The following is a 21,160-nucleotide window of genomic DNA, read 5'->3' on the forward strand; positions in this document are numbered from 1 at the left end:
GCAAACGCCGTTGCAGGTCGAGAGCGCTTACGTCAAACGCGAGGTGATTTATCTGCTCGGCCAGCAGGACGTCGACCCGGAACATCCGGCGCTGGACAAGAGCTGCGCGGCCGAGGCGCAAGGGGCTTACCGCTTGATGCGCGGGAAGCTGTATTTCGGTTATTTGCTGCGTCGCCATCCCGAGGGGGTCAATCAACGGCTGATTGAAGTGCCGGGGGTCGGGCATGACGGCGATGGGATGTTGACGTCGGCGGAGGGGCAGAAGGCGTTGTTCGATCAGTGAGTTTTTTGCTGAATCCACCGGCCCCTTCGCGAGCAGGCTCGCTCCCACATTTGGAATAAATGCCACAGTTGGAATGCATTCCCCTGTGGGAGCGAGCCTGCTCGCGAAGGCGTCCAATCAGACAACAACGATCTCAGGCCTGCAGCATCCGCCGCAACTCAACACAATCCTTCGCATGCCAATCCGTCAACTCCGGCCACGGGTTATCCGGCAGATTCACCAACACCGTCCGCGCCCCCGCTGCTCGGCCGCAATCCAGATCAAAGCGGTAATCGCCGACCATCACCATGTCACTGGCCGGCACTTGCCAGGCTTCGGCCAGTTTCAGCAAACCGCCGGGATGCGGTTTTGGCGGTGCTTCGTCGCGGCCCAGCACATCCTCGACCGCAAAGCAGTCGGCCAACCCGATTGCCTCCAGCGTCACGTGTGCCAGCTCCCGCGCATTGCGCGTGAGAATGCCGAGGCGATAACCGCGCGCATGCAGGTCGCGCACCAGCTCCACCGCGCCGGTGGCCGGGGTCGAGCCCAACGCCAGATCGCGTTCATGCTCGAGCAACCAGGCATGCTTGGCCGCCGCTTCATCCGCTGGCAATGCGGCGAGATGGGTGAGGATGTCGTCCTCGGGCGGAATCGCCAGTGCCACGCGAATCGCCGCGAAATCATGCACGGCGACAGTCAGCGTGCCGTCCATGTCGAACACCCAATGACGAACCTCGGTCAGGCTCATGCCCAGTCCTTGCGATGGCGGATCAGGCCTTCCTGAGTCACCGAAGCGACCAGTTGCCCGGCCCGGTTGAACACGCTGCCACGGGAAAAACCACGGGAGTTGCCGGCCCACGGGCTGTCCATCGCGTAGAGCAACCAGTCATCGGCGCGCAGGTCGTTGTGGAACCACAGCGCGTGATCGAGGCTGGCGACCTGCATGTCCTTCTGCCAGACCGACTTGCCGTGGGGCAGCATCGAAGTGGTCAGCAGGCCGAAATCCGAGGCGTACGCCAGCAGGTATTTGTGCAGCGCCGGGATGTCGGCCAAGGCGCCGTCGGCGCGGAACCACACATATTTGATCGGATCAGCCGGTTGCGGGTTGTACGGATCCTTTTCGGTAACCGGGCGTACTTCGATCGGTTTCGGGCACAGCAGTTTTTCACGCATGTGCTCGGGAATCAGGTGCGCACGCTGCTGGATCAGTTCCAGCTCCGAGGGCAGGTTTTCCGGGCCGACCACCGCCGGCATCTGGCCCTGATGCTCGAAGCCTTTTTCGTCGTACTGGAACGAAGCGCTGCACGTGAAGATCGGGTGGCCCTTCTGGATCGCCGTCACGCGGCGGGTGCTGAAACTGCCGCCATCACGCACGCGATCAACCGAATAGACCACCGGCAACTTGGCATCGCCCGGGCGCAGGAAATAACCATGCAACGAGTGCACATGGCGCGCCTCTTCCACCGTCTGACTAGCCGCCGACAGCGACTGGCCGAGCACCTGACCGCCGAACAACTGGCGGAACCCCAGATCCTGGCTGCGACCACGGAACAGGTTTTCTTCGATCGGTTCCAGGGTCAGCAGATCGACCAGATCTTCCAGCACTTGGCTCATTCAGATTCTCCTCACACAAAGCAATGGCCGCGCAGTCTTGGCCGCGGCGGACGATTCAGGTTCTGGCACGGGCCAAATACGATGGCGGCCATTGTAAACGTCCGTGTCGGCTTATTCATGCAAGGTTTGCAGCCATTGTTCGCGGCTGATGCGATACAGAACATGACGGCGCAACGGGTGATCGAGCGCAAGCTTGGGGTGATCGAAATCATCCTGTGGATCGTGATGCATGCCGATCGCCTGCATGACCTTCTCCGACTGCGCATTCTGCCCGGCGGTAAACGAGACGATTTCCTCCAGTTTCAACTGGTCGAAACCCGCGCGCAGTGCGGTCCACGCCGCTTCGCTGGCGTAACCCAGGCCCCAGTGTTCCTTGGCCAGACGCCAGCCGATCTCCACCGCCGGGGTAAACGGCGCATCGAAGCCGACCACGCCCAACCCGGTGAAACCGATGAACTCGCCCGTGTCCTTGCGCTCCAGCGCCCACAGGCCAAAGCCGTGCTCGGCAAAATGTCCGCGCACGCGGCCGATCAATGCGGCGCTTTCGAGCCGGGTCAGCGGCGCCGGAAAGTAGCGCATCACCTGTGGATCGGCGCACATCGCGGCGAATGCCGGCAAATCCTCGTCCTGCCACTGACGCATCAACAAACGCGCGCTTTGCAGCTCCAGTATCGGCTCCATCGTCCCCTCCATTTCCATGCCGTTGAGTCTACATCGCTGGTAGGATCGTTCATTCTTTCCCTGGTTCTGCGCGAAACAAGCCATGCCCTTGCCGTTGATCTATCACGAAGACTACAGCCCCGAGTTTCCCGCGGATCACCGCTTTCCCATGGACAAGTTCCGGCTGCTGCGCGATCACCTGGTCGACAGCGGCCTGACCCGCGACGCCGACCTGCTGCGCCCGCAGATCTGCCCCAACGACATCCTCGCCCTCGCCCATGACCGCAGCTATATCGAACGCTACATGAGCGGCGAGTTGTCCCGCGAAGACCAACGGCGCCTCGGCCTGCCGTGGAATGAAGCGCTGGCGCGGCGCACCGTACGCGCAGTGGGCGGTTCGATCCTGGCGGCAGAGAAAGCCCTGGAGCATGGCCTGGCCTGTCATCTGGCCGGCGGCACCCATCACGCTCACTACGATTACCCCGCCGGATTCTGCATCTTCAATGACCTGGCGATCATCAGCCAGTACCTGTTGCAGAGCGGCCGGGTCAATCGCGTGCTGATCTTCGACTGCGACGTGCATCAGGGCGACGGCACCGCGCGGATTCTGCATGACACGCCGGAGGCGATTACCGTTTCCCTGCACTGCGAGAAGAATTTTCCTGCGCGCAAAGCCGAAAGTGACTGGGACATTCCGCTGCCCAAAGGCATGGGCGATGCCGACTATCTGCAGGTGGTCGATGACACGCTCAATTACCTGCTGCCGCTGTATCAACCGGATCTGGTGCTCTACGACGCTGGCGTCGATGTGCACAAGGACGATGCCCTCGGTTATCTGCAACTGACCGACGCCGGGGTGGCCGAGCGCGATGAACGGGTGATGCGCCATTGCCTGGGCCGCGACATCCCGGTGGTCGGGGTTATCGGCGGCGGCTACAGCAAGGATCGACACGCCCTCGCCCGCCGCCACGGCATCCTCCATCACAGCGCGCAACGGGTCTGGGATTCACACGGCTGTCATTGAACCGTGCTGCGCCCCACAATCGCTGTGGAACTGGCTGTGGATAACCTGCGCGAAAGGGACTGCAGGCCATGCTGGGCATGGCGTACAGCGCGCTGTTTATTTTTTAACCAGACTCGAAATACACCGCAGCCCCTGTGGGAGCGAGCCTGCTCGCGAAAGGTTCAGCACACACAACATCTAATTGACTGACAGACCGCGTTCGCGAGCAGGCTCGCTCCCACATGGGGTCTCCCACAGGGTTCAGCGCTGTTAGAATGCGCGCCTTGTCCCGCCATACCGCAGCGCACGCCCATGACCCAGAATTCCGCCCTCGCCAACACCCACGTCGCCATCATTGGCGGTGGCCCCGCCGGCCTGATGGCCGCCGAAGTGCTGAGCCAGGCCGGGGTCCGCGTCGACGTGTACGACGGCATGCCCTCGGTCGGGCGCAAGTTCCTGCTGGCCGGGGTCGGCGGCATGAACATCACCCATTCCGAAGCCTACCCGGCATTCCTCTCCCGCTACGCTGAGCGCGCAGCGCAGATCGCCCCGCTGCTGCGCGCGTTCGATGCCGATGCCTTGTGCCAGTGGATTCACGATCTGGGTATCGAAACCTTCATCGGCAGCTCCGGCCGCGTGTTCCCCACCGACATGAAAGCCGCCCCACTGTTGCGCGCCTGGCTCAAGCGCCTGCGCGACAGCGGCGTGGTTATCCACACCCGCCATCGCTGGCTCGGCTGGGACGCAAGCGGTGCACTGCGCATCGCCAGCCCGGAAGGCGAAATCAGCGCAAACCCCGACGCCACCCTGCTCGCCCTCGGCGGCGGCAGTTGGTCGCGCCTGGGCTCGGATGGCGCGTGGATGTTGCCGCTGGAGCAGCGCGGCGTGGATCTGGCGCCGTTGCAGCCAAGCAATTGCGGCTTCGAGGTGCAAACCTGGAGCGAGCTGATGGTGAGCAAATTCGCCGGCGCGCCGCTGAAAAACATCGCCATCGGGTTAAACGACGATATCCCGCGTCTGGGCGAATGCGTGATCACCGCGACCGGCATTGAAGGCAGCCTGATCTACGCCCTGTCGGCGCCGATACGCGAAGAAATCAATCGCTACGGCGCAGCGGTTATCCACATCGACCTGCTGCCCGGCCGGCCTGTGGATAAATTACAGGCAGCGCTGAGCAAACCACGTGGCTCGCGCTCAATGGCCAAGCATCTGCACAGTCAGGTGGGGATTGATGGGGTTAAGGCAGCATTGTTGCGCGAGCTGACCGATGCCGAAACCTTCGCCGATCCGGCGCTGTTGGCGCGAGCGATCAAAGCGTTGCCGCTGACTCTGGTGAAAACCCGTCCGCTGGACGAGGCGATCAGCAGTGCTGGTGGCGTGAGATTCGAGGCGATGGATGAGCGCTTGATGCTGAAGGCGCTGCCGGGGGTATTTTGTGCGGGCGAGATGCTCGACTGGGAAGCGCCGACGGGCGGCTACTTGCTGACCGGGTGTTTCGCCAGCGGGCGCGCAGCAGGGCTGGGAATCGTGCAGTGGCTTAAGCACAGAATCCTGTAGGAGCTGACGAGTGAAACGAGGCTGCGATCTTTTGATCTTTAAAACCAACATCAAAAGATCGCAGCGTTCCGCAGCTCCAGGGAAACGCATTCCCAATGTGGGAGCGAGCCTGCTCGCGAAGACGTCCCTACAAACGCCTCATCAAATCACGGCTTACGCTTACGCGGTCCAGTGTTAAACACCGGCACCTTGCGCACCGGTTTGATCGATGGCTCCGGTGCCGAGGTCTCGCCGCTGTCGACCCACTTGCCCAGATTGCGTTTACCACCGCCACCGCCCGATGCTTTCGGCTTCTTCGGTTTTTTCGGCTTCTTGATCACCTGACCGCTGGCGTCGGTGTCCGGCACGCGGTGCTCGGGTTCGAAATCCGGCTCGTTCTGGCGCTTTAACGTCTGCCGCGTCAGCATTTCGATGGCCGAGAGCATGTTCACTTCATCGGCACACACCAGCGAAATCGCCTCACCGGTGGCACCCGCGCGACCAGTGCGGCCGATGCGGTGAATGTAATCCTCGGCGACGATCGGCAGATCGAAGTTGACCACCAGCGGCAAGTCTTCGATGTCCAGACCTCGGGCGGCAACGTCGGTCGCCACCAGAATCTGCACTTCACTGAGCTTGAAACGGTCCAGCGCGCGCTGGCGCGTGGCCTGCGGTTTGTCGCCATGGATGCCGTCAGCATTCACACCGAGGCCCTGAAGTTTTTCCACCAGCGCATCGACGCCGTTGCGGGTCTTGGCGAACACCAGCACCTGCTTCCACTTGTTCTTGCGCATCAGGTGCACGAACAGTTCGGCCTTGCGCTTCTTGTCGACGGTGACGATCCACTGCTTGACCGTGTTGGCAGCGACGTTGCGCGGGCTGACTTCGATGCTCAGCGGATCATTGAGCATCTGCCCGGCAAGCAGGCGGATGTCATCGGAGAAGGTCGCGGAGAACAGCAGGGTCTGGCGCTTTTTCGGCAGCATGCGGTAAATGTTCGCCAGTTCTTCAGAGAAGCCCAGGTCGAGCATACGGTCGGCTTCATCCAGCACCAGCGTTTGCAGCTGATCGAGTTTCAGCGCGTTCTGACGGAACAGGTCGATCAAGCGACCGGGCGTGGCGACCAGCACATCGACGCCGCCGCGCAGCTTCATCATCTGCGGGTTGATGCTGACGCCGCCATACACCGCGTAAGTACGCAGCGGCAGGTTTTCCGCGTACTGGCGCACGGCTTCGTGGACCTGCTCGGCCAGCTCGCGGGTCGGCACCAGAATCAGCGCACGCGCCGAGTTGGCGGTGACTTTCGGCCCTTCCATGGCCAGCAACTGCAACAGCGGCAAGGCGAAACCGGCCGTTTTACCGGTGCCGGTCTGGGCCGCTGCCATCAGGTCGCGACCGGCCAGCACCGCCGGAATGGCTTGCGCCTGCACCGGCGTCGGGGTCTGGTAGCCGAGCGTCTCAAGGGAGCGCAGCAAGGGTTCGATCAGGCCAAGGGAGGCGAAAGTCATGGGAGTACCGTAGGAAAAAATGACGCGGGGATGCAATGCCGCGCAGTTTACCCTAATTCGTACGCGCTTCCGTCGGAACGGCTTTCGCCTCTTCCACGGGTGGCTGCGCAGGTCGACGCCACTGCGGCAGGCTGATCAGCAGCACCGCGCTGATGATCACCAGCATCGCCAGCGCTTCTTCGATGCCGATGGTCTCGCCGACAAACACCACGCCGAGCAACACCGCCACCGCCGGGTTGACGTAGGCATAACTGGTCGCTGCCGCCGGGCGCACATGTTTGAGCAGATACATGTAGGAATTGAAGGCGATGATCGAGCCAAAGAAAATCAGATAGGCCAGCGCCAGCCACCCTTCGAGCGGCGGCATGGCTTGCAGGTGCTCGCCACTCAGCGCACTGCCGATCAGCAAGACCACGCCGCCGACGAGCATTTCCACCGCGCTGGCCATGGCCCCCGCCGGCAATGGCAGGTATTTGCTCCACACCGAGCCGAACGCCCAGCTCGCCGCCGCGAAGATCAGCAACATCGCGCCGAGCGGGCTCGATTGCAGGTTGGAACCCATGTTGAGCATGGCGATGCCAATAATCCCCAACGCCACACCGGCCCACTCCAGCCGCGTATTGCGCGCACCCCAGAAGTAGCCGAACAACAAGGTGAACAGCGGCACCGTCGCCACCGCCAGCGCAGCGACACCTGACGCCACGCCGGTGTGCTCGGCGACGCTCACCGCGCCGTTACCAAAACTGAGCAGCAGAATGCCGACCAGCCCCGCCGCTTTCCACTGCGCCCAGGTCGGCGCCGCAGCCCCGCGCCAGCGCAGCCAGGCATACATCAAGCTGCCGGCAATGACGAAGCGCACCCCGGCCAGTAACAGCGGCGGCCAGTATTCGACACCGATGCGAATCACCAGATAGGTCGATCCCCAAATCACATACAGCGCAAAAAACGCGGCGATCAACGGCAGGGAAAAACGGCGCAAGGCAGGCATGGGCAGCTCGACAGTCAGATTTTCGTGGACCGGTCATTCTAGAAAGGCCGCTACGCAAAAATAAGTTACAAAACCTGTTTTTCGCGCCGGTACACTTTTGCATGAAAGCAGCAGAGACCGACAAGGTCCTTGTGGGAGCGAGCTTGCTCGCGAAGGCGGTGTATCAGCAGACATCCATCTTGGATCGTTCCCACGCTCCGCGTGGGAATGCCTCAACGGACGCTCTGCGTTCGGCTTTGAAAGGGACGCGGAGCGTCCCGGGCTTAATTCCCACGCAGAGCGTGGGAACGATCAGTCGGAGTGCCCGAGATCAGCGATAACGCTGCAAATGCTCGCCCACTTTTGCGGCAGGGACTTTCTGCAATTTGCACAATAGGTCGTGATTCAACTCGCGCACTCCATGTTTGCCCCGCAGCTCTTCAGCCAGATGCGCCATCAGATTGGCCGCCATCTCCGCATCAGCCATGGCCCGGTGAGCCTGGCCGGTATGCGGCAGCTGCGCGAACGTGGTGAGCGTGCCGAGCTTGTGATTCGGCGCCGCCGGCATCAGGCGCCGCGCCAGCAGCAGTGAACAGGCGAAATTCTGCAGGCGTGTGCGCTTGATCCGGCCCAGTTCGAAATCCCAGAATTTCTGGTCGAACGAGGCGTTGTGTGCGAGCAATGGCGTGCAGCCGACGAATTCGTTGACCTCTTCCATCACCCGCTCGGCCGGCGGCGCGGTGCGCAGCATGGCGTTGCTGATGCCGGTCAGTTGCTCGATGAACGCGGGGACGCGCACGCCGGCGTTCATCAGGCTCTGGTAACGCTCGACGATGCGGCCGTTTTCCAGCATGACCACGGCGATTTCCGTGGCGCGGCAGCTGCTGTTCGGCGACAGGCCGGTGGTTTCAAAGTCGATGACTGCAATGCGTTCCAAACCGGGTTCAACTCCGTACAGATCAGTTCTTGAGCTTAATTCTTTAACAGCAGCGCGCCTTCGATCGGCACGTAGCGGCTGGCGGCGCGGATCAGCGAGTTGGCGGTCAGGCCGGGGACGCCGTAGGCCACCGCTTGCACGCCGTGCTTGTTGATGATGCGTTCGAGCAGCATGTCGAAATCGCCGTCACCGGAGGCCAGCACCACTTCGTCGACATGGTCGGCGGCGTCCATGATGTCCAGGGTAATGCCGACATCCCAGTCGCCCTTGGCCGAGCCGTCGCTGCGCTGGATGTAGGGCTTGAGCTTCACGGTGAAACCGAGGTTGCGCAGGATCTGCTGGAACTGCTGCTGCTTGCTGTCGCCACGGTCGATCGCGTAGGCGTAAGCCTCGACGATCTGCCCGTTCTTGCTGATGTCGGCCCACAATGCGGCGTAGTTGAAGTGGCAACCATAGGCCTGACGCACGGTGTAGTAGAGGTTCTGCACATCGGCGAACACTGCGATTTTTTTCACCGGAGTTCCTGTGAGCGTGCAAGCGCACGAAGCGGGGTCAGGCGATCAGGCCCGAAAAAGGCGCTCAGTATGCCAGCCCGAAGGAGGGTTCCGCGAATAATCGGCCACAGGCGCAAAGGTGCTGCTGACGAGTGGTGAGTGTGGCGAGGGGATTCATCCCCGATGGGCTGCGCAGCAGTCCTCGCTCCAATCAGGAAAAGCGGGGCTGCTGCGCAGCCCAACGGGGATAAATCCCCTCGCCACAGTGTACATGTCAGCCTTCAGAGGCTATGTCAGTCTTCAAAGGCTATGTCAGACAAAGGAGTCGTCGTCATCGAAGAACGACGAATTGTCGCTGCTGTAATCGGCGTCGCTTAAACCGCCCTGGTCATTGCCAGAGAAGCCGTTGTCCGCCACGCGCTGATCATCGCCCCAGCCGTTGTTGCTCTGGTCGGCGACCTGCGTCGGTTCTTCCTTGATGACCTCGACGATTTCTTCCGGTTGCTGATTGTGGTGGAACAGGCTGCTGATGCCCTGCGCCAACATCACACCACCGGCCACGCCCGCAGCGGTTTTCAGCGCGCCGCCGAGAAAGCTGTTACCCGCCGCCGGGGCTGCCTGCTGCGCATAGTTGGGCGGCGCGGCGGCGAAGTTCTGTTGCGGTGCCGGAGCCTGGTAGCTCTGCTGCGGCGCCGGTTCACGCCAGCCGCCGGTGGACGATGGCGCTGCGCTCTGGCTCGGCGCCGGACGTGAATTGCCGCCGCCAAAGATACTCGACAGGAAGCCACCGCCGCCGCTCGCCGCTGGCGCGCCGCTCTGGGCCTTGGCCGATTGCAGTTCGGCCTGCAGGCGCTGGACTTGCTGGGTCAGTTGCTTGTTCTGCTCGTCGAGGCTTTTCAGCGCGGCCTCTTGCACCAGAATCGCCTGGGTCATGAAATAGCCTGCCGCCGGTTGGCGCGTCAGGTGTTCCTTGATCCGCGCCTCAGCCTGGGCGTCGCGCGGGGCTGCCTCCGTTTCGGCCTGTTGCAGCCGGGAAAACAGTCCATCGATCAGGGTTTGCTCTTCGCTGTTCATGGCGACCTCGTAGATTGCCGGTAATAACGTGCCCGCGCCCACTCCGGGTGCGGTGCTCTCCTGTAATGGAGACAGTGACAAAACGTTTCAATGGCCTTTACCGAATGTTTACGTTTGTGTCGCCCCGCGTTGCATCGGTTAAAGTGAGCCACTGTTTTCGACCTGCGATACCGACTGATGAATGCCCTCGAAGTACTGCGCGACTCTTTGTATTTTTTCAAACGCCATCTGGGCAGCATCGTGCAGTTGTGCCTGCCGCTGGTGATTGTCGAAGCTTTCTTGCAGCAGGCGGTCGATCACGCCACCGGGCCTGACACTTTTGCCGGGGTAAGCATCATCGTCGGCCTGCTGGTGTATCCGCTGTACACCGCCGCGCTGATCCTGTTTCTCGATGCGCGCAGCCGTGGCGAGTCGCCGCGCAACCGTGACCTGCTGGCGATGGCCGCAACCCTGTGGCCGCGCTTCGCGGTGCTCACCGCGCTCAATACCTTGCTGATTCTGCTGGGCCTGTCGCTGTACTTCCTGCCGGGGCTGATGCTGATGGTCATGCTCGCCTTCGCCGAATACTTGCTGGTGCTGCGCGGCCTCGGGCCGTTGCAGGCGATGAAGGAAAGTCTGCGCCTGACGCGCGGGCACTTCTGGCGCATTCTGCTGTGCATTCTCTGCGTGATGACCCCGTTGTGGCTGCTCAAGGGCGCGACGCTGGCGGCGTACCCCGAGCCGCAGAATCCGCTGATTGCCGGGCTGATCGACAGCGCCCACAGCTTCCTGCAACTGTTCACCAGCGTGGTGCTGTTCCGCCTGTTCATGCTGATCAGCGAATTGCCTGACAAACGTAACGGCGCAGTCTGACCGCGCCGTGCTTGGGCTTCGCCGCTGCCGTCAGGTATGCTCGGGGCCACTTTCTGTAACGCTATAAGCCGAGCCATGACCCGTCTGCTGCGCTACACCCTGTTGCTCGTTGTCCTCGCCGTCGTCCTGTTCGGCGTGCTGCTGTTCAGCCTGACCTGGCGCCCCGATGCCCGCGAAACCCTGCCGGTCAGTTGCGGCACCACGGCGCCGACACTGGTGCCCGGGCAAGCGCTCAAAGTCATGACCTGGAACGTGCAGTTCCTCGCTGGCAAGCGCTACGTGTTCTGGAATGATCTGGCCGAAGGCGACGATGAAGCGCCGACCGCTGAAGACATGGCCTTCAGCCTCGACGAAGTAGCGCGGGTGATCCGTGACGAACAACCCGATGTGGTGCTGTTGCAGGAGCTCGACGACGGCGCCAAGGCCAGCGATTACCAGAACCAGCTCAAACTGTTGCAGGAACGCGTCGCCGATCTGTATCCATGCAGCACCAGCGCGTTCGACTGGAAAGCCGATTTCGTCCCCGAGCCCCACATCTACGGCAGCGTCGGCCGCCAGTTGGCCACGTTGAGCCGCTATCGCATCGAACACGCCGAACGCCTGCAACTGCCCGTCGCACCGAGCAACTTCATCAGCCGCCAGTTCCAGCCCAAAGACGCTTTGCTGGCAGTCAAATTGCCGCTCAGCGATGGCGGTCAATTGACCGTGTTCAACACTCATCTGCAGCGCGCCAGCCAGGCGGACGGCAATGTGCAGGCGCAAGTGGCTGCCGTGGCCAAAGTGCTCGACAAGTATGAAAGCCAGGGCCTGCCGTGGCTGATCGGTGGTGATTTCAATCTGTTGCCGCTGGGCCAGTACCGGCGCCTGCCCGTCGAGCGCCGCACGCCCTACTCTGCTGACAGCGAACTGCATCTGCTGTGGGACAAGTACCCGATGATCCCGACCAACAACGAAGCCGGAGGTATCGACCGGGCCAAATGGCTGACCCATTACCCCAACGACCCCGGCCTCAACGGCCCGGATCGCACGGTCGATTATCTGTTCTACAGCCCGAAGCTCAAACGCGTGCAAGCGCAGGTGCGGCAGGACGATACCTTGCGCATTTCCGATCACTTGCCGGTGATTGCGCGGTTCCTGCTGCCCGCTGCACCCTGAGCGCTCTGCCCTTATAAGCCGGGCGGAACGTAGCCCGGAACATAGCGAACGTTAGCGCACTTTCCGTGCAGTATTCGCCCGTCTTCGATCAGGAACTGGGCGATCTTCTTCTGTTGATTGATCTTCGCCTGCAACTTGCAGGTAGAACTATTGCCGACCTGTTGGTAGTGCTCGGTGTAGACCATGCCATTGCCGGTATGGGTCATCGAAGTGCCGGCTGCTTCGGTAGAGGTCCAGCTCGCGGACTTGTGCCAGGTCAGTACGGCCAAGGGTTCGCCGTTCGGGCCGGTTTCCTTTGCCATCGCGTCGGGCGTGCCGAACAGGTCCAGTGCTTCCTGCATATCGCGACCTTCCCAGCGGCTTTGCGCGATTGTGGAACAGCCGCTCAAGAGCAATCCCGCCAGCAGGGTTGCCAGCCATAAACGTGTGGTAGTCATTGGATGCCTCGGCTTATTTCTTGAGTTCGAGCAGGCTGTCGATGTTGTCCATCATCTGGCTCTTTTGCTGGATCGGCGCGAGCTTGAAGAACATCTGCTGCAGCATCTCGATCATTTGCAGGTATTCCATCTTGCCGACGGCGGCCATGTCGTTTTTGGCGCGACTGCCAGGGGCACAGGCAAACTTCAGCGCTTGCTGGACCCAGAACTCTTTCGGGGTCTGCCATTGGTTGGCAACTTTCAGATGCCGCATGGTGTAGGCCAGACGCTCGATGGACTGGCCATTGATGAAACGCACCTTGCCCGTAGAGCATTGGGCTTCGAGGTTGTAGACGTCGATCATCGGTTTGCCCGGTTCTTCATAAACCAGCGTCACCGCGACCATGGTTGCGCCTTTGGTTTTCTGCGAAGGCACTACCGACGTCGCATCGGCAACGTACATGATGTTTTTCTGGGGCACGCCGTTGCCGTAGATAATCCACCAGTCGCCAATCGGATTGGGCTCTTCGGCCAAGGCCGAACTGGAGGCGGCCAATAGCGCAGCCGACAAGAAGATCAACTTCCTGAGCTTGAAGAAAGAGGTCATGGGCAGTTCCGTTCCTTGGGCGCAAGTTGCCAGGCAACAAGGCTGGTTATTGTTCAGGCGGCGATTTTGCGAGCCGGAACAACCAAGGGCAATTAGCACGGATGGGCTAATGGCGCGCAGCCATTGCGGGTCAGGTGCCGCGTGGTTTCGCCCGCGCCGTGGCTTCGGCGACCAAGGGATCGTCCGGCCAATAATGCTTGGGATAACGCCCCTTGAGATCCTTCTTCACCTCGGCATAGGTGCTGCGCCAGAAGTTGGCCAGGTCCTGCGTGACCTGCACCGGCCGCCGCGCTGGCGACAGCAGATGCAGCTTGACCACTTGCCGGCCGCCGGCGATCCGTGGCGTATCGGCCAGACCAAACAGCTCCTGCAAACGCACCGCGAGAATCGGCGGATGTTCGCTGTAATCCAGACGAATCGATGAGCCTGACGGCACGCTCAAATGATGCGGCGCGAGTTCGTCGAGTTTCTGTGGCAGCGGCCACGGCAGCAGATTACGCACGATGCTCGACAGGTCGAGGTTGGCGAAATGGCTGAGCCGCGAGACCTTGCCCAGATACGGCATCAACCAGTCTTCCAGCGTATCCAGTAGCGCTGCATCGCTGACATCCGGCCATTGGCTGTCGTCCTGCGTGCTCAGATCGAGCTGGCGCAACAGCGCCACCCGCGCCTGCCACTGGCGCAATTCCGGCGTCCACGGCAATAACTCCAGACCTTTGCGCCGCACCAGATTGACCAGCGCCTGACTGCGCGCGTTTTCATCCAGACCGGTCAACGGTTCGCGGCTCAGAATCAGCTCGCCGACCTTGCGCTGGCGCTCGGCACGCAGCACGCCTTCGCGTTCATCCCAATCGAGTTGATCGACGCTGCGCACTTGCTCGGCGAGCACCGAATCGAACAGCGCCGGATCGAAATCCGCCGCCAGATAGATGCGTTCTTCGCGCTGGCCCTGACGGCTGCCGAGGTCGGCAATAACAATCCACTCGTGCTTCATCAGGCTATCGGCCTCAGCGAACAGCGCCGCGCGACCGTTGGCCAACCGGTATTCGGCGCCACCGGCACGCCGTTGCTGGGCGACGCGATCCGGGTAGGCCAGCGCCAGCAGGGCGCCGAGCCAGCGCGGATGCTCGGGATCGTTTACCGGTTCGCTCGGCTTGCCGCGCAGGTAACCGCGATACTGCCGAGCCAATTGCCGGGCGCGTTGCACCCCGCCCTGCGCGCCACGACCGGCACGTTCTTCGCCGGAAAGCAGAACCAATCGGCTGTGCAGATCCGCGCCAGCGCCGCGCAGGATATCGCGCTCGCCGAGCAGCGCCGCCACATCACAGGCCATCGCCGACAGCCCCAATGCCTGACCGCGCAACAGCAAATGCGCGATGCGCGGATGCGCCGGCAGTTCGGCCATGGCCTGGCCGTGGGCCGTCAGCGTGTCGCCGTGCAAGGCGCCGAGCCGTTGCAGCAGATCCTGCGCTTGGGCATACGCGGCGGCTGGCGGTATGTCGAGCCAGACCAGTTCGCCCGGCGTCACGCCCCAGCGCCCCAGTTGCAAATCGAGGCTGGCCAGATCCGCCGAAAGAATTTCCGCGCTGCCATAAGCCGCCAGTTGTTCGTGCTGATCCTGCGACCACAGGCGATAGCACACGCCCGGCTCCAGTCGCCCGGCGCGGCCGGCACGCTGGGTGGCGCTGGCCTTGGAGATGCGTTGAGTGTCGAGGCGGGTCATGCCGCTGCCTGGATCGAAGCGCGGCACCCGCGCCAGTCCGGCATCGATGACCACGCGCACGCCGTTGATGGTCAGGCTGGTCTCGGCGATGTTGGTTGCCAGCACCACTTTGCGCTGACCGGGCGGCGCCGGATCGATTGCCGCGCGTTGCGCATTGAGGTCGAGTTCGCCGTGCAACGGGCACAGCAAGATGTCCTTGCGCTCACCGATGGCGTCGGCCAATTGCTGGTGCACGCGACGGATTTCCGCTTGTCCCGGCAGGAACACCAGCAGGCTGCCGGTCTCGTCGTGGAGCGCTTCGAGCACAGTTTGGGTAACGCGCTGGTCGATGTATTCGCCTGGCTGAAACGGCCGGCCCCAGCGCATCGTCACCGGATACATGCGCCCTTCGCTGCGCAGGATCGGCGCGTCATCGAGCAACCCGGCCAGACGCTCGCCTTCGAGGGTGGCCGACATCAGCAGAATCTTCAGCGGCTGTTCAGCGCGAAACAGCTCGCGACCGTTCAGACTTAGCGCCAACGCCAGATCGGCGTCGAGGCTGCGTTCATGAAATTCGTCGAAGATCAGCAGGCCCACACCGTCCAGCGCCGGGTCGTCCTGCAAGCGCCGGGTGAGAATGCCTTCGGTGACCACTTCGATACGCGTCTTCGGGCCAACCTTGCTGTCGAGACGGATGCGATAGCCGACGGTTTCACCGACCTGCTCGCCGAGCTCGCTGGCCAAACGCTCCGCCGCCGCCCGCGCAGCCAGACGCCGAGGTTCGAGCATGACGATGGTCTGCCCGGCCAGCCAGGCTTCGTTGAGCAAGGCCAAAGGCACGCGGGTGGTTTTACCGGCGCCGGGCGGTGCTTCGAGCACGGCTTCGTGGCGTGACGCGAGGGCTTCACGCAGGGCGGGTAAAACATCGTCGATCGGCAAAGAAATCATGCTGGCTCCCAAACAGAGGCGCGAGTATAACGGCGAACTGCAACGCGTTCGTCAGGGTCTTAACTTCACAAGACGAAGCTTCGTTATTTGATGACTCAGGAGACATTTCCATGCGCTTACCCTCTCGCCTGATCGGCGGTGTTCTGGTTGCCACTCTGCTCACGCAACTGTCGGCGTGCGGTTCGATTTTCTACCCGGACCGGCGTGGCCAGATCGACGGCAAGATCGACCCGGCGATTGCCGTGCTCGATGCCGTCGGCCTGCTGTTCTACATCATTCCCGGGCTGATCGCGTTTGCCGTCGACTTCGCCACCGGGGCGATCTATTTCGAACCGGGCCACACCGCGCAGATCGATCCGGCCAAGCTCAAGCAAGCCATTGGCCCGGATGGACAGGTCGACAATCACAAGTTGCAGGCGATTCTCGAGAGCGAGCTGGGCCGAGATTTTCCTCTGGATGATCCGCGCCTGATCCAGCACAAGGGCAGCACTCAGCAACTGGCGATGTTCGGCCTGCAACCCGCCGCTTGAATAAGGACGTTCAATGACCTCCAGCCCCGAACACGCCCGCCTGCTGCGGCTGGCGACCCGCGCCTCGGTGGCGGTCGCGTGCACGCTGATCGTCGCCAAGGCGATTGCCTGGTGGCTCAGCGGATCGGTGAGCATGCTCGCCGGCCTCACCGACTCGGCGCTGGATGGCGTCACTTCATTGCTCAATCTGCTGGCAGTGCATTACGCCTTGCGCCCGGCGGATGACGATCACCGTTATGGTCACGGCAAAGCCGAATCGCTGGCGGGCATGGCGCAGGCATTGTTCATCGGTGGCAGCGCGGTGCTGATCGCGTTTCAGGCCTACGAGCGCTTGCAGAAACCAGAGCCGCTTGGCGCGCCGTGGCTGAGCATCGGTGTGATCGTGTTTTCCCTGCTGCTGACGGCCGCGCTGTTGATGTTGCAGCACCGGGTGATCAGGCAGACCGGCTCCAACGCCGTACGCGCCGACTCGCTGCATTACCGTTCAGACCTGCTGCTCAACGGCAGCATCCTGATCGCGCTGGTGTTGGCCGGGATGGGTTTTGCGCAACTGGACGCGTGGTTCGGCCTGGGCATCGCCGCGTATATTTTCTGGAGCGCGATCCAGATCGCCCGGGAAAGTTTTTCGGTGCTGATGGACGAGGAACTGCCGACCGATGTCAGCCAGCACATGCTCGAACTGGCCTGCAGCGTGCCGGGAGTGCTCGGCGCGCATGACCTGCGCACGCGGATCTCGGGCAACCACTGGTTCGTGCAATTGCACCTGGAACTGCCGGGCGAACTGACCCTGTCAGTCGCCCATGGCATCAGCGATCAAGCAGCGGCGGCAATACACAAGGCTTATCCCAAAGCCGAGGTACTGGTCCACGCCGATCCTGTAAAAACAGCCACAAGCGACAAGCCTCTAGCTTCAAGCTCGTAGCTTGCAGCTTGCAGCTTGTAGCTGCCCCTATCTGACCTGATAACCGCGACTGCTCAGGCAGTTGCCCTGCGCCTGGCGATAGGCCTGAACCACTTCGGGTGCCGGTTGGTAGGTCGCGGTGCGCGGGTCGAAACCGCTTTGCTGCACCGCGTACTGAGAGCACTGGTAACCGTCCTGCTGCACCTGCTGCGGTGACTGGCCGTTGGCCGGGTAGGCTTCGACGTCATAGCCCTGAGCTTGCGGTTGCGACGGTTGCTGCAGCGGCGGCTCGACCACCACGTAATCCTGCGTCGCCTCCTGATAGGCGTAATACGAGCCGGCGGCGAGGAACAGCAGCGAGCCGCCGATCCACACTTCACGGGCGTAATCCGGCAGATATTGAATGCGGATCCCGCGCGGTGGCTGCACGACGATGTAGCGCGGGCCTTGCGGGCGATACCAGTAGCCGCCGGAATAGAAGTAATCCTGACCGCGATACGGCACGCGGTAATCACGATCCGGGAAACGGTCGATCACATGGCCCGGACGATATTGCGGGCCAGGCCCCCAGCCATTGCCATGACCGTTCGGCCGTCCCGGCCAGCGGTTGTCATCGGGACGCGGCTGCGTCTGCCACTGTTGATTGTGGTAACCGTTCTGCGGGCGCTCGTCGCGGTAGTAACCCTGACGCGGCTCCTGAGTCTGGTGCACGGCGTCGGGACGCGGCTGGATCGGCAGGTTATTACCGGGCTGGCGAGGCGGTTGCGGACGCTCATCGGCACGGTTGCGGTTCTGCCATTGACCGTCATTGTTATGCGGCTGGCCGTTGTGCTCGAACTGACGGCTGTTGTCGCCACGGATGATCCCGTCGTTCTGCGGCCCGTTGCCCGGCCCGCGATTCTGCGGCTCATCGGCCAGCGCTTGCGCACTGACCCCCACACAGAGCAAACCAACACCGGCCAGACGCCAGATGCGCGAATTCATGTTTTTCCTCACTGCGGGAGCCTGTCGTTGGCAGGGTTTGTTGCTGAGACTGGAAACAGCCCCACCGGGTTCTGCAACAGGTTATCAGTCACGCGACTTATTTAATGAGGCGCAAACATGAAATCGCAGGCAAGAAAAAAGGGAGACCCGTCGGCCTCCCTTCTGGAGATACTTCGTCCTGGCTCGACGCTTTTGACGTCGGCTCACCTCACCCCGTCTTCTGGACAGTGTGCAGCTCGGGGGCCGGCACATCCCCGGTGGGGGTGGCGGCCGCGGCGGGCCTGATTGGGCGGGCCGCGTGGACTGTGTTACCGAGCAGTGATTCTGGTGATAAGAATAGGCCTGAAGCCGCGACAGAGGATTGCGAAAATTGCTCAATTAAACACTGCTTGCGCAATTTTTAACCCTGGATAGATAATCCGCCGCAATAGTTACGACCAAGGACAGATTGATGAGCAAACTCGACCGGTATGACCTGAGTATTTTGGCGGAATTGCAGCGCGACGCCCGTATCTCCAACCAGGAACTGGCCGAACGCATCGGTCTGTCGCCCTCGCCCTGCTCGCGCCGGGTCAAGCAGCTGGAAGACGATGGCTATATCTCGCGCCAGGTTGCCCTGCTCGATCGCAAGATGCTCGGCTTGAGCCTGACCGCGTATGTGCTGATCGGCATGGACCGGCACACGCCGGAACGTTTCGAGAATTTCGAAGCGGCGATCCGCACATTGCCGCAAGTGCTGGAGTGCAGCCTGGTGACCGGGGTGGATGCTGACTACCAGTTGAAAGTGGTGGTGCCGGATATGGATCACTACCAGAAATTGCTGCTGGGGCATCTGACCCGGATCGAGGGGGTCACCAGCGTGCGGTCGAGTTTTGTGCTGAATCAGGTGCTCAACAGCACCGAACTGCCGCTGACTCATTTGCGTAGCTGATATCGCTTTCGCGAGCAGGCTCGCTCCCACAGGGAATGCATTTCAACCTGTGGGAGCGAGCCTGCTCGCGAAGGGGCCGGCACAGGCGACGCAGATCAATGCCCCGCCATCCGCCCTTGGCGTATACTCGCCGCCGCCCTTTCAGCCCTGTCCGCGCCGGAGATCGCCAATGGATCCAGCACTGTTCGAAGAGTGGATGATGACCGGTCTGGTCAGCATCCTGATCATTTTCATGGGTTTCATCGTCTGGGATCTGGCGAAGAAGTCCAAGGCCGGGCGGTTCGGCTCGTTCATTCTGTTTTTCGTGCTGGGCCTGGGCGTGGCCGCGTTCATCATCAAGAGTGTGGTGATCGGCCTGATCGAATCCGGCGCCTTATAAGCGCGCCGGCACTTCCCGCCACTGGCCCTGATCCAGCCCTTCAATCGTCCAGTCGCCAATCCTGACCCGCACCAGACGCAACGTCGGCAATCCGACCGCCGCCGTCATGCGCCGCACCTGTCGGTTGCGCCCTTCGCGAATCACCAGTTCCAGCCACGAGGTCGGTATGGTCGCGCGAAAGCGTACCGGCGGATTGCGCGGCCACAACTGCGGCTCAGCCAGTTGCCGCGCCTCGGCAGGCAAGGTCATGCCGTCATTCAGCTCGACGCCATCGCGCAGGCGCTGCAACTGCTCGGCCGTCGGCTCGCCCTCCACCTGCACCCAATAAGTCTTCGCCAGTTTGTGTTTCGGATCGGCGATGCGCGCCTGCAACTGGCCGTCGTTGGTCAGCAGCAACAAACCTTCGCTGTCGCGATCCAGACGTCCGGCCGGGTAAATCCCCGGCACATCGATGTAATCCTTGAGTGTCGCCCGCCCTTCACCGTCGCTGAACTGCGTCAGCACATCGAAGGGTTTGTTGAACAGGATCAGTTTCGGCTCGGCCGGTGGTGCCTTGGCAACACGGCGCGGGGCAGAAGACTGAGGCTTCACGCCGGGACGGCGGGAAGGTGGACGCGGGGGACGGGACATAAGAGACAGAACATTTAGCGATCAGGGCTGACAATGCTAGTGCCCCGACCGCCAAATGACCACGACTAACCGTTAACGGAACGGCGGCTCGTCGAAGCTGCGCAGTTTGCGCGAGTGCAGCGAGTTGAGTTCGGTACGCAGCAGATCCACCGCTTCGATGCCGATTTTCAAATGCTGGCTGACCGCACGCTCATAGAAGGCGTTGGCCGAGCCCGGCAGTTTGATTTCGCTGTGCAGCGGCTTGTCCGAAACGCAGAGCAACGTGCCGTACGGCACCCGCAGGCGATAACCTTGCGCTGCAATCGTGCCGCTTTCCATGTCCACCGCAACCGCGCGGGACAGGTTGATCAGCGGCCGTTCCTGCGCCCAGCGCAGCTCCCAGTTACGGTCGTCGTAGGTCAGAACCGTGCCGGTGCGCAGGCGTTTCTTCAGATCGTCGCCCTTCTCGCCGGTGACATTCGCCGCTGCCTGTTGAAGCGCAAGCTGCACTTCGGCCAGTGCCGGGATGGGGATATTCGGCGGCACCACGCGGTCGAGAATGCCGTCGCGACGCATGTAAGCGTGCGCCAGCACATAGTCGCCGATGGTCTGCGACTGACGCAGGCCGCCGCAATGGCCGATCATCAGCCAGCAATGCGGGCGCAGCACGGCCAAGTGATCGGTGATGTTCTTGGCGTTGGACGGGCCGACACCGATGTTGACCAGCGTCACGCCGTGACCATCGCTGGCGATCAGGTGATAGGCGGGCATCTGGTAACGGTGCCAGACCACACCGGCGGCAATTGCCGAGGCTTCGCCGTGGTCCATGCTCTTCTCGATGATCACGTTGCCCGGCAGGACCATGCGCACGAACCGCGGGTCGCGGCGCAACTGCTCCAGACCATGAACGATGAACTGGTCGACGTAGCGGTGATAGTTGGTCAGCAGAATCCACGGCTGCACATGGCGCCAGTCGCTGCCGGTGTAATGCACCAGACGGCGCAGCGAGAAATCCACGCGCGCGGCGTCGAACAGTGCCAGTGGCAGCGGATCGGTGTTTTCCCAGTCGTAGAGACCGTCGGCAATGCCAT

The 21,160-nt window shown here is 62.1% G+C and carries 22 protein-coding genes and 1 pseudogene; 9 read left to right on the plus strand and 14 right to left on the minus strand.

The window, feature by feature from the left end; all coding sequences use genetic code 11:
- Positions 1–283, plus strand: a pseudogene (locus D6877_RS19715) (alpha/beta hydrolase); the annotation flags it as partial.
- 133 nt (positions 284–416) lie between these two features.
- On the opposite strand, the gene D6877_RS19720 reads toward D6877_RS19715, so the two are convergent.
- From D6877_RS19720 to D6877_RS19730, 3 genes are all read right to left on the minus strand, one after another.
- Positions 417–1,010, minus strand: coding sequence for an HAD family hydrolase (locus tag D6877_RS19720; protein ID WP_056790576.1), 594 nt, complete (start codon positions 1,008–1,010; stop codon positions 417–419).
- Complete coding sequence (tesB, locus tag D6877_RS19725; RefSeq protein ID WP_016773073.1) at positions 1,007–1,876, minus strand: acyl-CoA thioesterase II; 870 nt, start codon at positions 1,874–1,876, stop codon at positions 1,007–1,009. Before tesB ends, D6877_RS19720 begins: the two co-directional genes overlap by 4 nt.
- Before the next feature lie 111 nt (positions 1,877–1,987).
- Positions 1,988–2,557, minus strand: coding sequence for a GNAT family N-acetyltransferase (locus D6877_RS19730; protein WP_024014420.1), 570 nt, complete (start codon positions 2,555–2,557; stop codon positions 1,988–1,990).
- Positions 2,558–2,639: 82 nt separating this feature from the next.
- On the opposite strand from D6877_RS19730, the gene D6877_RS19735 reads away from it, so the two are divergent.
- Both D6877_RS19735 and D6877_RS19740 read left to right on the plus strand, forming a co-directional pair.
- Positions 2,640–3,560 carry a histone deacetylase gene (locus tag D6877_RS19735; RefSeq protein ID WP_122603856.1) on the plus strand — a complete coding sequence of 307 codons (921 nt, stop codon included), beginning with the start codon at positions 2,640–2,642 and terminating at the stop codon, positions 3,558–3,560.
- Between the two features lie 291 nt (positions 3,561–3,851).
- Positions 3,852–5,096, plus strand: coding sequence for a TIGR03862 family flavoprotein (locus D6877_RS19740; RefSeq protein ID WP_130911840.1), 1,245 nt, complete (start codon positions 3,852–3,854; stop codon positions 5,094–5,096).
- A 146-nt stretch (positions 5,097–5,242) separates the two neighbouring features.
- Here D6877_RS19740 and D6877_RS19745 read toward each other — a convergent pair whose 3' ends face one another.
- The 5 genes from D6877_RS19745 to D6877_RS19765 form a co-directional block, all read right to left on the minus strand.
- Positions 5,243–6,583 carry a DEAD/DEAH box helicase gene (locus tag D6877_RS19745; RefSeq protein WP_130911841.1) on the minus strand — a complete coding sequence of 447 codons (1,341 nt, stop codon included), beginning with the start codon at positions 6,581–6,583 and terminating at the stop codon, positions 5,243–5,245.
- Positions 6,584–6,635: 52 nt separating this feature from the next.
- Positions 6,636–7,571 (minus strand): drug/metabolite exporter YedA, encoded by a 936-nt coding sequence (gene yedA, locus D6877_RS19750; protein ID WP_130911842.1) that lies wholly within the window; start codon positions 7,569–7,571, stop codon positions 6,636–6,638.
- A 310-nt stretch (positions 7,572–7,881) separates the two neighbouring features.
- Positions 7,882–8,487, minus strand: a complete 606-nt coding sequence (locus tag D6877_RS19755; protein WP_095181881.1) for a 3'-5' exonuclease — start codon at positions 8,485–8,487, stop codon at positions 7,882–7,884.
- A gap of 35 nt (positions 8,488–8,522) precedes the next feature.
- The gene (locus D6877_RS19760) at positions 8,523–9,002 is read right to left on the minus strand and encodes an NYN domain-containing protein (RefSeq protein WP_016773064.1); all 480 of its coding nucleotides are present in this window, start codon (positions 9,000–9,002) and stop codon (positions 8,523–8,525) included.
- A gap of 291 nt (positions 9,003–9,293) precedes the next feature.
- Positions 9,294–10,055, minus strand: a complete 762-nt coding sequence (locus tag D6877_RS19765; RefSeq protein WP_130911843.1) for a DUF2076 domain-containing protein — start codon at positions 10,053–10,055, stop codon at positions 9,294–9,296.
- A 177-nt stretch (positions 10,056–10,232) separates the two neighbouring features.
- On the opposite strand from D6877_RS19765, the gene D6877_RS19770 reads away from it, so the two are divergent.
- Both D6877_RS19770 and D6877_RS19775 read left to right on the plus strand, forming a co-directional pair.
- Complete coding sequence (locus tag D6877_RS19770) at positions 10,233–10,907, plus strand: YciC family protein (protein WP_130911844.1); 675 nt, start codon at positions 10,233–10,235, stop codon at positions 10,905–10,907.
- Between the two features lie 75 nt (positions 10,908–10,982).
- Positions 10,983–12,062, plus strand: a complete 1,080-nt coding sequence (locus D6877_RS19775; protein WP_130911845.1) for an endonuclease/exonuclease/phosphatase family protein — start codon at positions 10,983–10,985, stop codon at positions 12,060–12,062.
- A gap of 11 nt (positions 12,063–12,073) precedes the next feature.
- Here D6877_RS19775 and D6877_RS19780 read toward each other — a convergent pair whose 3' ends face one another.
- The 3 genes from D6877_RS19780 to hrpB all read right to left on the minus strand — a co-directional run bounded on the left by D6877_RS19780 (position 12,074) and on the right by hrpB (position 15,735).
- Positions 12,074–12,499 carry a hypothetical protein gene (locus D6877_RS19780; protein WP_130911846.1) on the minus strand — a complete coding sequence of 142 codons (426 nt, stop codon included), beginning with the start codon at positions 12,497–12,499 and terminating at the stop codon, positions 12,074–12,076.
- A gap of 13 nt (positions 12,500–12,512) precedes the next feature.
- Entirely contained in the window at positions 12,513–13,085 is a 573-nt protein-coding gene (locus D6877_RS19785; protein ID WP_130911847.1) for a hypothetical protein, read from the minus strand.
- Between the two features lie 130 nt (positions 13,086–13,215).
- Positions 13,216–15,735, minus strand: coding sequence for an ATP-dependent helicase HrpB (gene hrpB, locus D6877_RS19790; protein ID WP_130911848.1), 2,520 nt, complete (start codon positions 15,733–15,735; stop codon positions 13,216–13,218).
- A gap of 110 nt (positions 15,736–15,845) precedes the next feature.
- On the opposite strand from hrpB, the gene D6877_RS19795 reads away from it, so the two are divergent.
- Together D6877_RS19795 and D6877_RS19800 are read left to right on the plus strand one after the other, a co-directional pair.
- Positions 15,846–16,265: a hypothetical protein gene (locus D6877_RS19795; protein WP_016773056.1), complete on the plus strand. Its 420-nt coding sequence runs from the start codon at positions 15,846–15,848 to the stop codon at positions 16,263–16,265.
- Between the two features lie 13 nt (positions 16,266–16,278).
- Positions 16,279–17,187, plus strand: a complete 909-nt coding sequence (locus D6877_RS19800; RefSeq protein ID WP_130911849.1) for a cation diffusion facilitator family transporter — start codon at positions 16,279–16,281, stop codon at positions 17,185–17,187.
- Positions 17,188–17,214: 27 nt separating this feature from the next.
- Here the strand turns inward: D6877_RS19800 and D6877_RS19805 are convergent, their stop codons facing one another.
- A complete protein-coding gene (locus D6877_RS19805; protein ID WP_130911850.1) occupies positions 17,215–18,150 on the minus strand; it encodes a DUF6515 family protein in 936 nt (311 codons plus the stop codon).
- 451 nt (positions 18,151–18,601) lie between these two features.
- Between D6877_RS19805 and D6877_RS19810 the strand changes: the two genes are divergently transcribed.
- The gene (locus tag D6877_RS19810) at positions 18,602–19,081 is read left to right on the plus strand and encodes an Lrp/AsnC family transcriptional regulator (RefSeq protein ID WP_007909658.1); all 480 of its coding nucleotides are present in this window, start codon (positions 18,602–18,604) and stop codon (positions 19,079–19,081) included.
- Between the two features lie 169 nt (positions 19,082–19,250).
- Entirely contained in the window at positions 19,251–19,460 is a 210-nt protein-coding gene (locus D6877_RS19815) for a DUF2788 domain-containing protein (protein ID WP_016773053.1), read from the plus strand.
- Here the strand turns inward: D6877_RS19815 and D6877_RS19820 are convergent.
- Positions 19,455–20,090 (minus strand): pseudouridine synthase, encoded by a 636-nt coding sequence (locus D6877_RS19820; protein WP_071173683.1) that lies wholly within the window; start codon positions 20,088–20,090, stop codon positions 19,455–19,457. The genes D6877_RS19815 and D6877_RS19820 overlap by 6 nt on opposite strands.
- Positions 20,091–20,162: 72 nt before the next feature.
- A partial coding sequence (gene amn, locus D6877_RS19825; RefSeq protein ID WP_130911851.1) for an AMP nucleosidase occupies positions 20,163–21,160 on the minus strand: 998 nt, incomplete at its 5' end.

This window comes from Pseudomonas sp. Sample_9 (assembly GCF_004307535.1).
Taxonomy (GTDB): domain Bacteria; phylum Pseudomonadota; class Gammaproteobacteria; order Pseudomonadales; family Pseudomonadaceae; genus Aquipseudomonas; species Aquipseudomonas mercuritolerans.

What these genes read in the sequence shown, in the direction of transcription:
- D6877_RS19720 (WP_056790576.1), bottom strand. Translation starts at nt 1,010, where the DNA reads ATGAGCCTGACCGAGGTTCGTCATTGGGTGTTCGACATGGACGGCACG.
- tesB (WP_016773073.1), bottom strand. Translation starts at nt 1,876, where the DNA reads ATGAGCCAAGTGCTGGAAGATCTGGTCGATCTGCTGACCCTGGAACCG.
- D6877_RS19730 (WP_024014420.1), bottom strand. Translation starts at nt 2,557, where the DNA reads ATGGAGCCGATACTGGAGCTGCAAAGCGCGCGTTTGTTGATGCGTCAG.
- D6877_RS19735 (WP_122603856.1), top strand. Translation starts at nt 2,640, where the DNA reads ATGCCCTTGCCGTTGATCTATCACGAAGACTACAGCCCCGAGTTTCCC.
- D6877_RS19740 (WP_130911840.1), top strand. Translation starts at nt 3,852, where the DNA reads ATGACCCAGAATTCCGCCCTCGCCAACACCCACGTCGCCATCATTGGC.
- D6877_RS19745 (WP_130911841.1), bottom strand. Translation starts at nt 6,583, where the DNA reads ATGACTTTCGCCTCCCTTGGCCTGATCGAACCCTTGCTGCGCTCCCTT.
- yedA (WP_130911842.1), bottom strand. Translation starts at nt 7,571, where the DNA reads ATGCCTGCCTTGCGCCGTTTTTCCCTGCCGTTGATCGCCGCGTTTTTT.
- D6877_RS19765 (WP_130911843.1), bottom strand. Translation starts at nt 10,055, where the DNA reads ATGAACAGCGAAGAGCAAACCCTGATCGATGGACTGTTTTCCCGGCTG.
- D6877_RS19770 (WP_130911844.1), top strand. Translation starts at nt 10,233, where the DNA reads ATGAATGCCCTCGAAGTACTGCGCGACTCTTTGTATTTTTTCAAACGC.
- D6877_RS19775 (WP_130911845.1), top strand. Translation starts at nt 10,983, where the DNA reads ATGACCCGTCTGCTGCGCTACACCCTGTTGCTCGTTGTCCTCGCCGTC.
- D6877_RS19780 (WP_130911846.1), bottom strand. Translation starts at nt 12,499, where the DNA reads ATGACTACCACACGTTTATGGCTGGCAACCCTGCTGGCGGGATTGCTC.
- D6877_RS19785 (WP_130911847.1), bottom strand. Translation starts at nt 13,085, where the DNA reads ATGACCTCTTTCTTCAAGCTCAGGAAGTTGATCTTCTTGTCGGCTGCG.
- hrpB (WP_130911848.1), bottom strand. Translation starts at nt 15,735, where the DNA reads ATGATTTCTTTGCCGATCGACGATGTTTTACCCGCCCTGCGTGAAGCC.
- D6877_RS19795 (WP_016773056.1), top strand. Translation starts at nt 15,846, where the DNA reads ATGCGCTTACCCTCTCGCCTGATCGGCGGTGTTCTGGTTGCCACTCTG.
- D6877_RS19800 (WP_130911849.1), top strand. Translation starts at nt 16,279, where the DNA reads ATGACCTCCAGCCCCGAACACGCCCGCCTGCTGCGGCTGGCGACCCGC.
- D6877_RS19805 (WP_130911850.1), bottom strand. Translation starts at nt 18,150, where the DNA reads ATGAATTCGCGCATCTGGCGTCTGGCCGGTGTTGGTTTGCTCTGTGTG.
- D6877_RS19810 (WP_007909658.1), top strand. Translation starts at nt 18,602, where the DNA reads ATGAGCAAACTCGACCGGTATGACCTGAGTATTTTGGCGGAATTGCAG.
- D6877_RS19815 (WP_016773053.1), top strand. Translation starts at nt 19,251, where the DNA reads ATGGATCCAGCACTGTTCGAAGAGTGGATGATGACCGGTCTGGTCAGC.
- D6877_RS19820 (WP_071173683.1), bottom strand. Translation starts at nt 20,090, where the DNA reads ATGTCCCGTCCCCCGCGTCCACCTTCCCGCCGTCCCGGCGTGAAGCCT.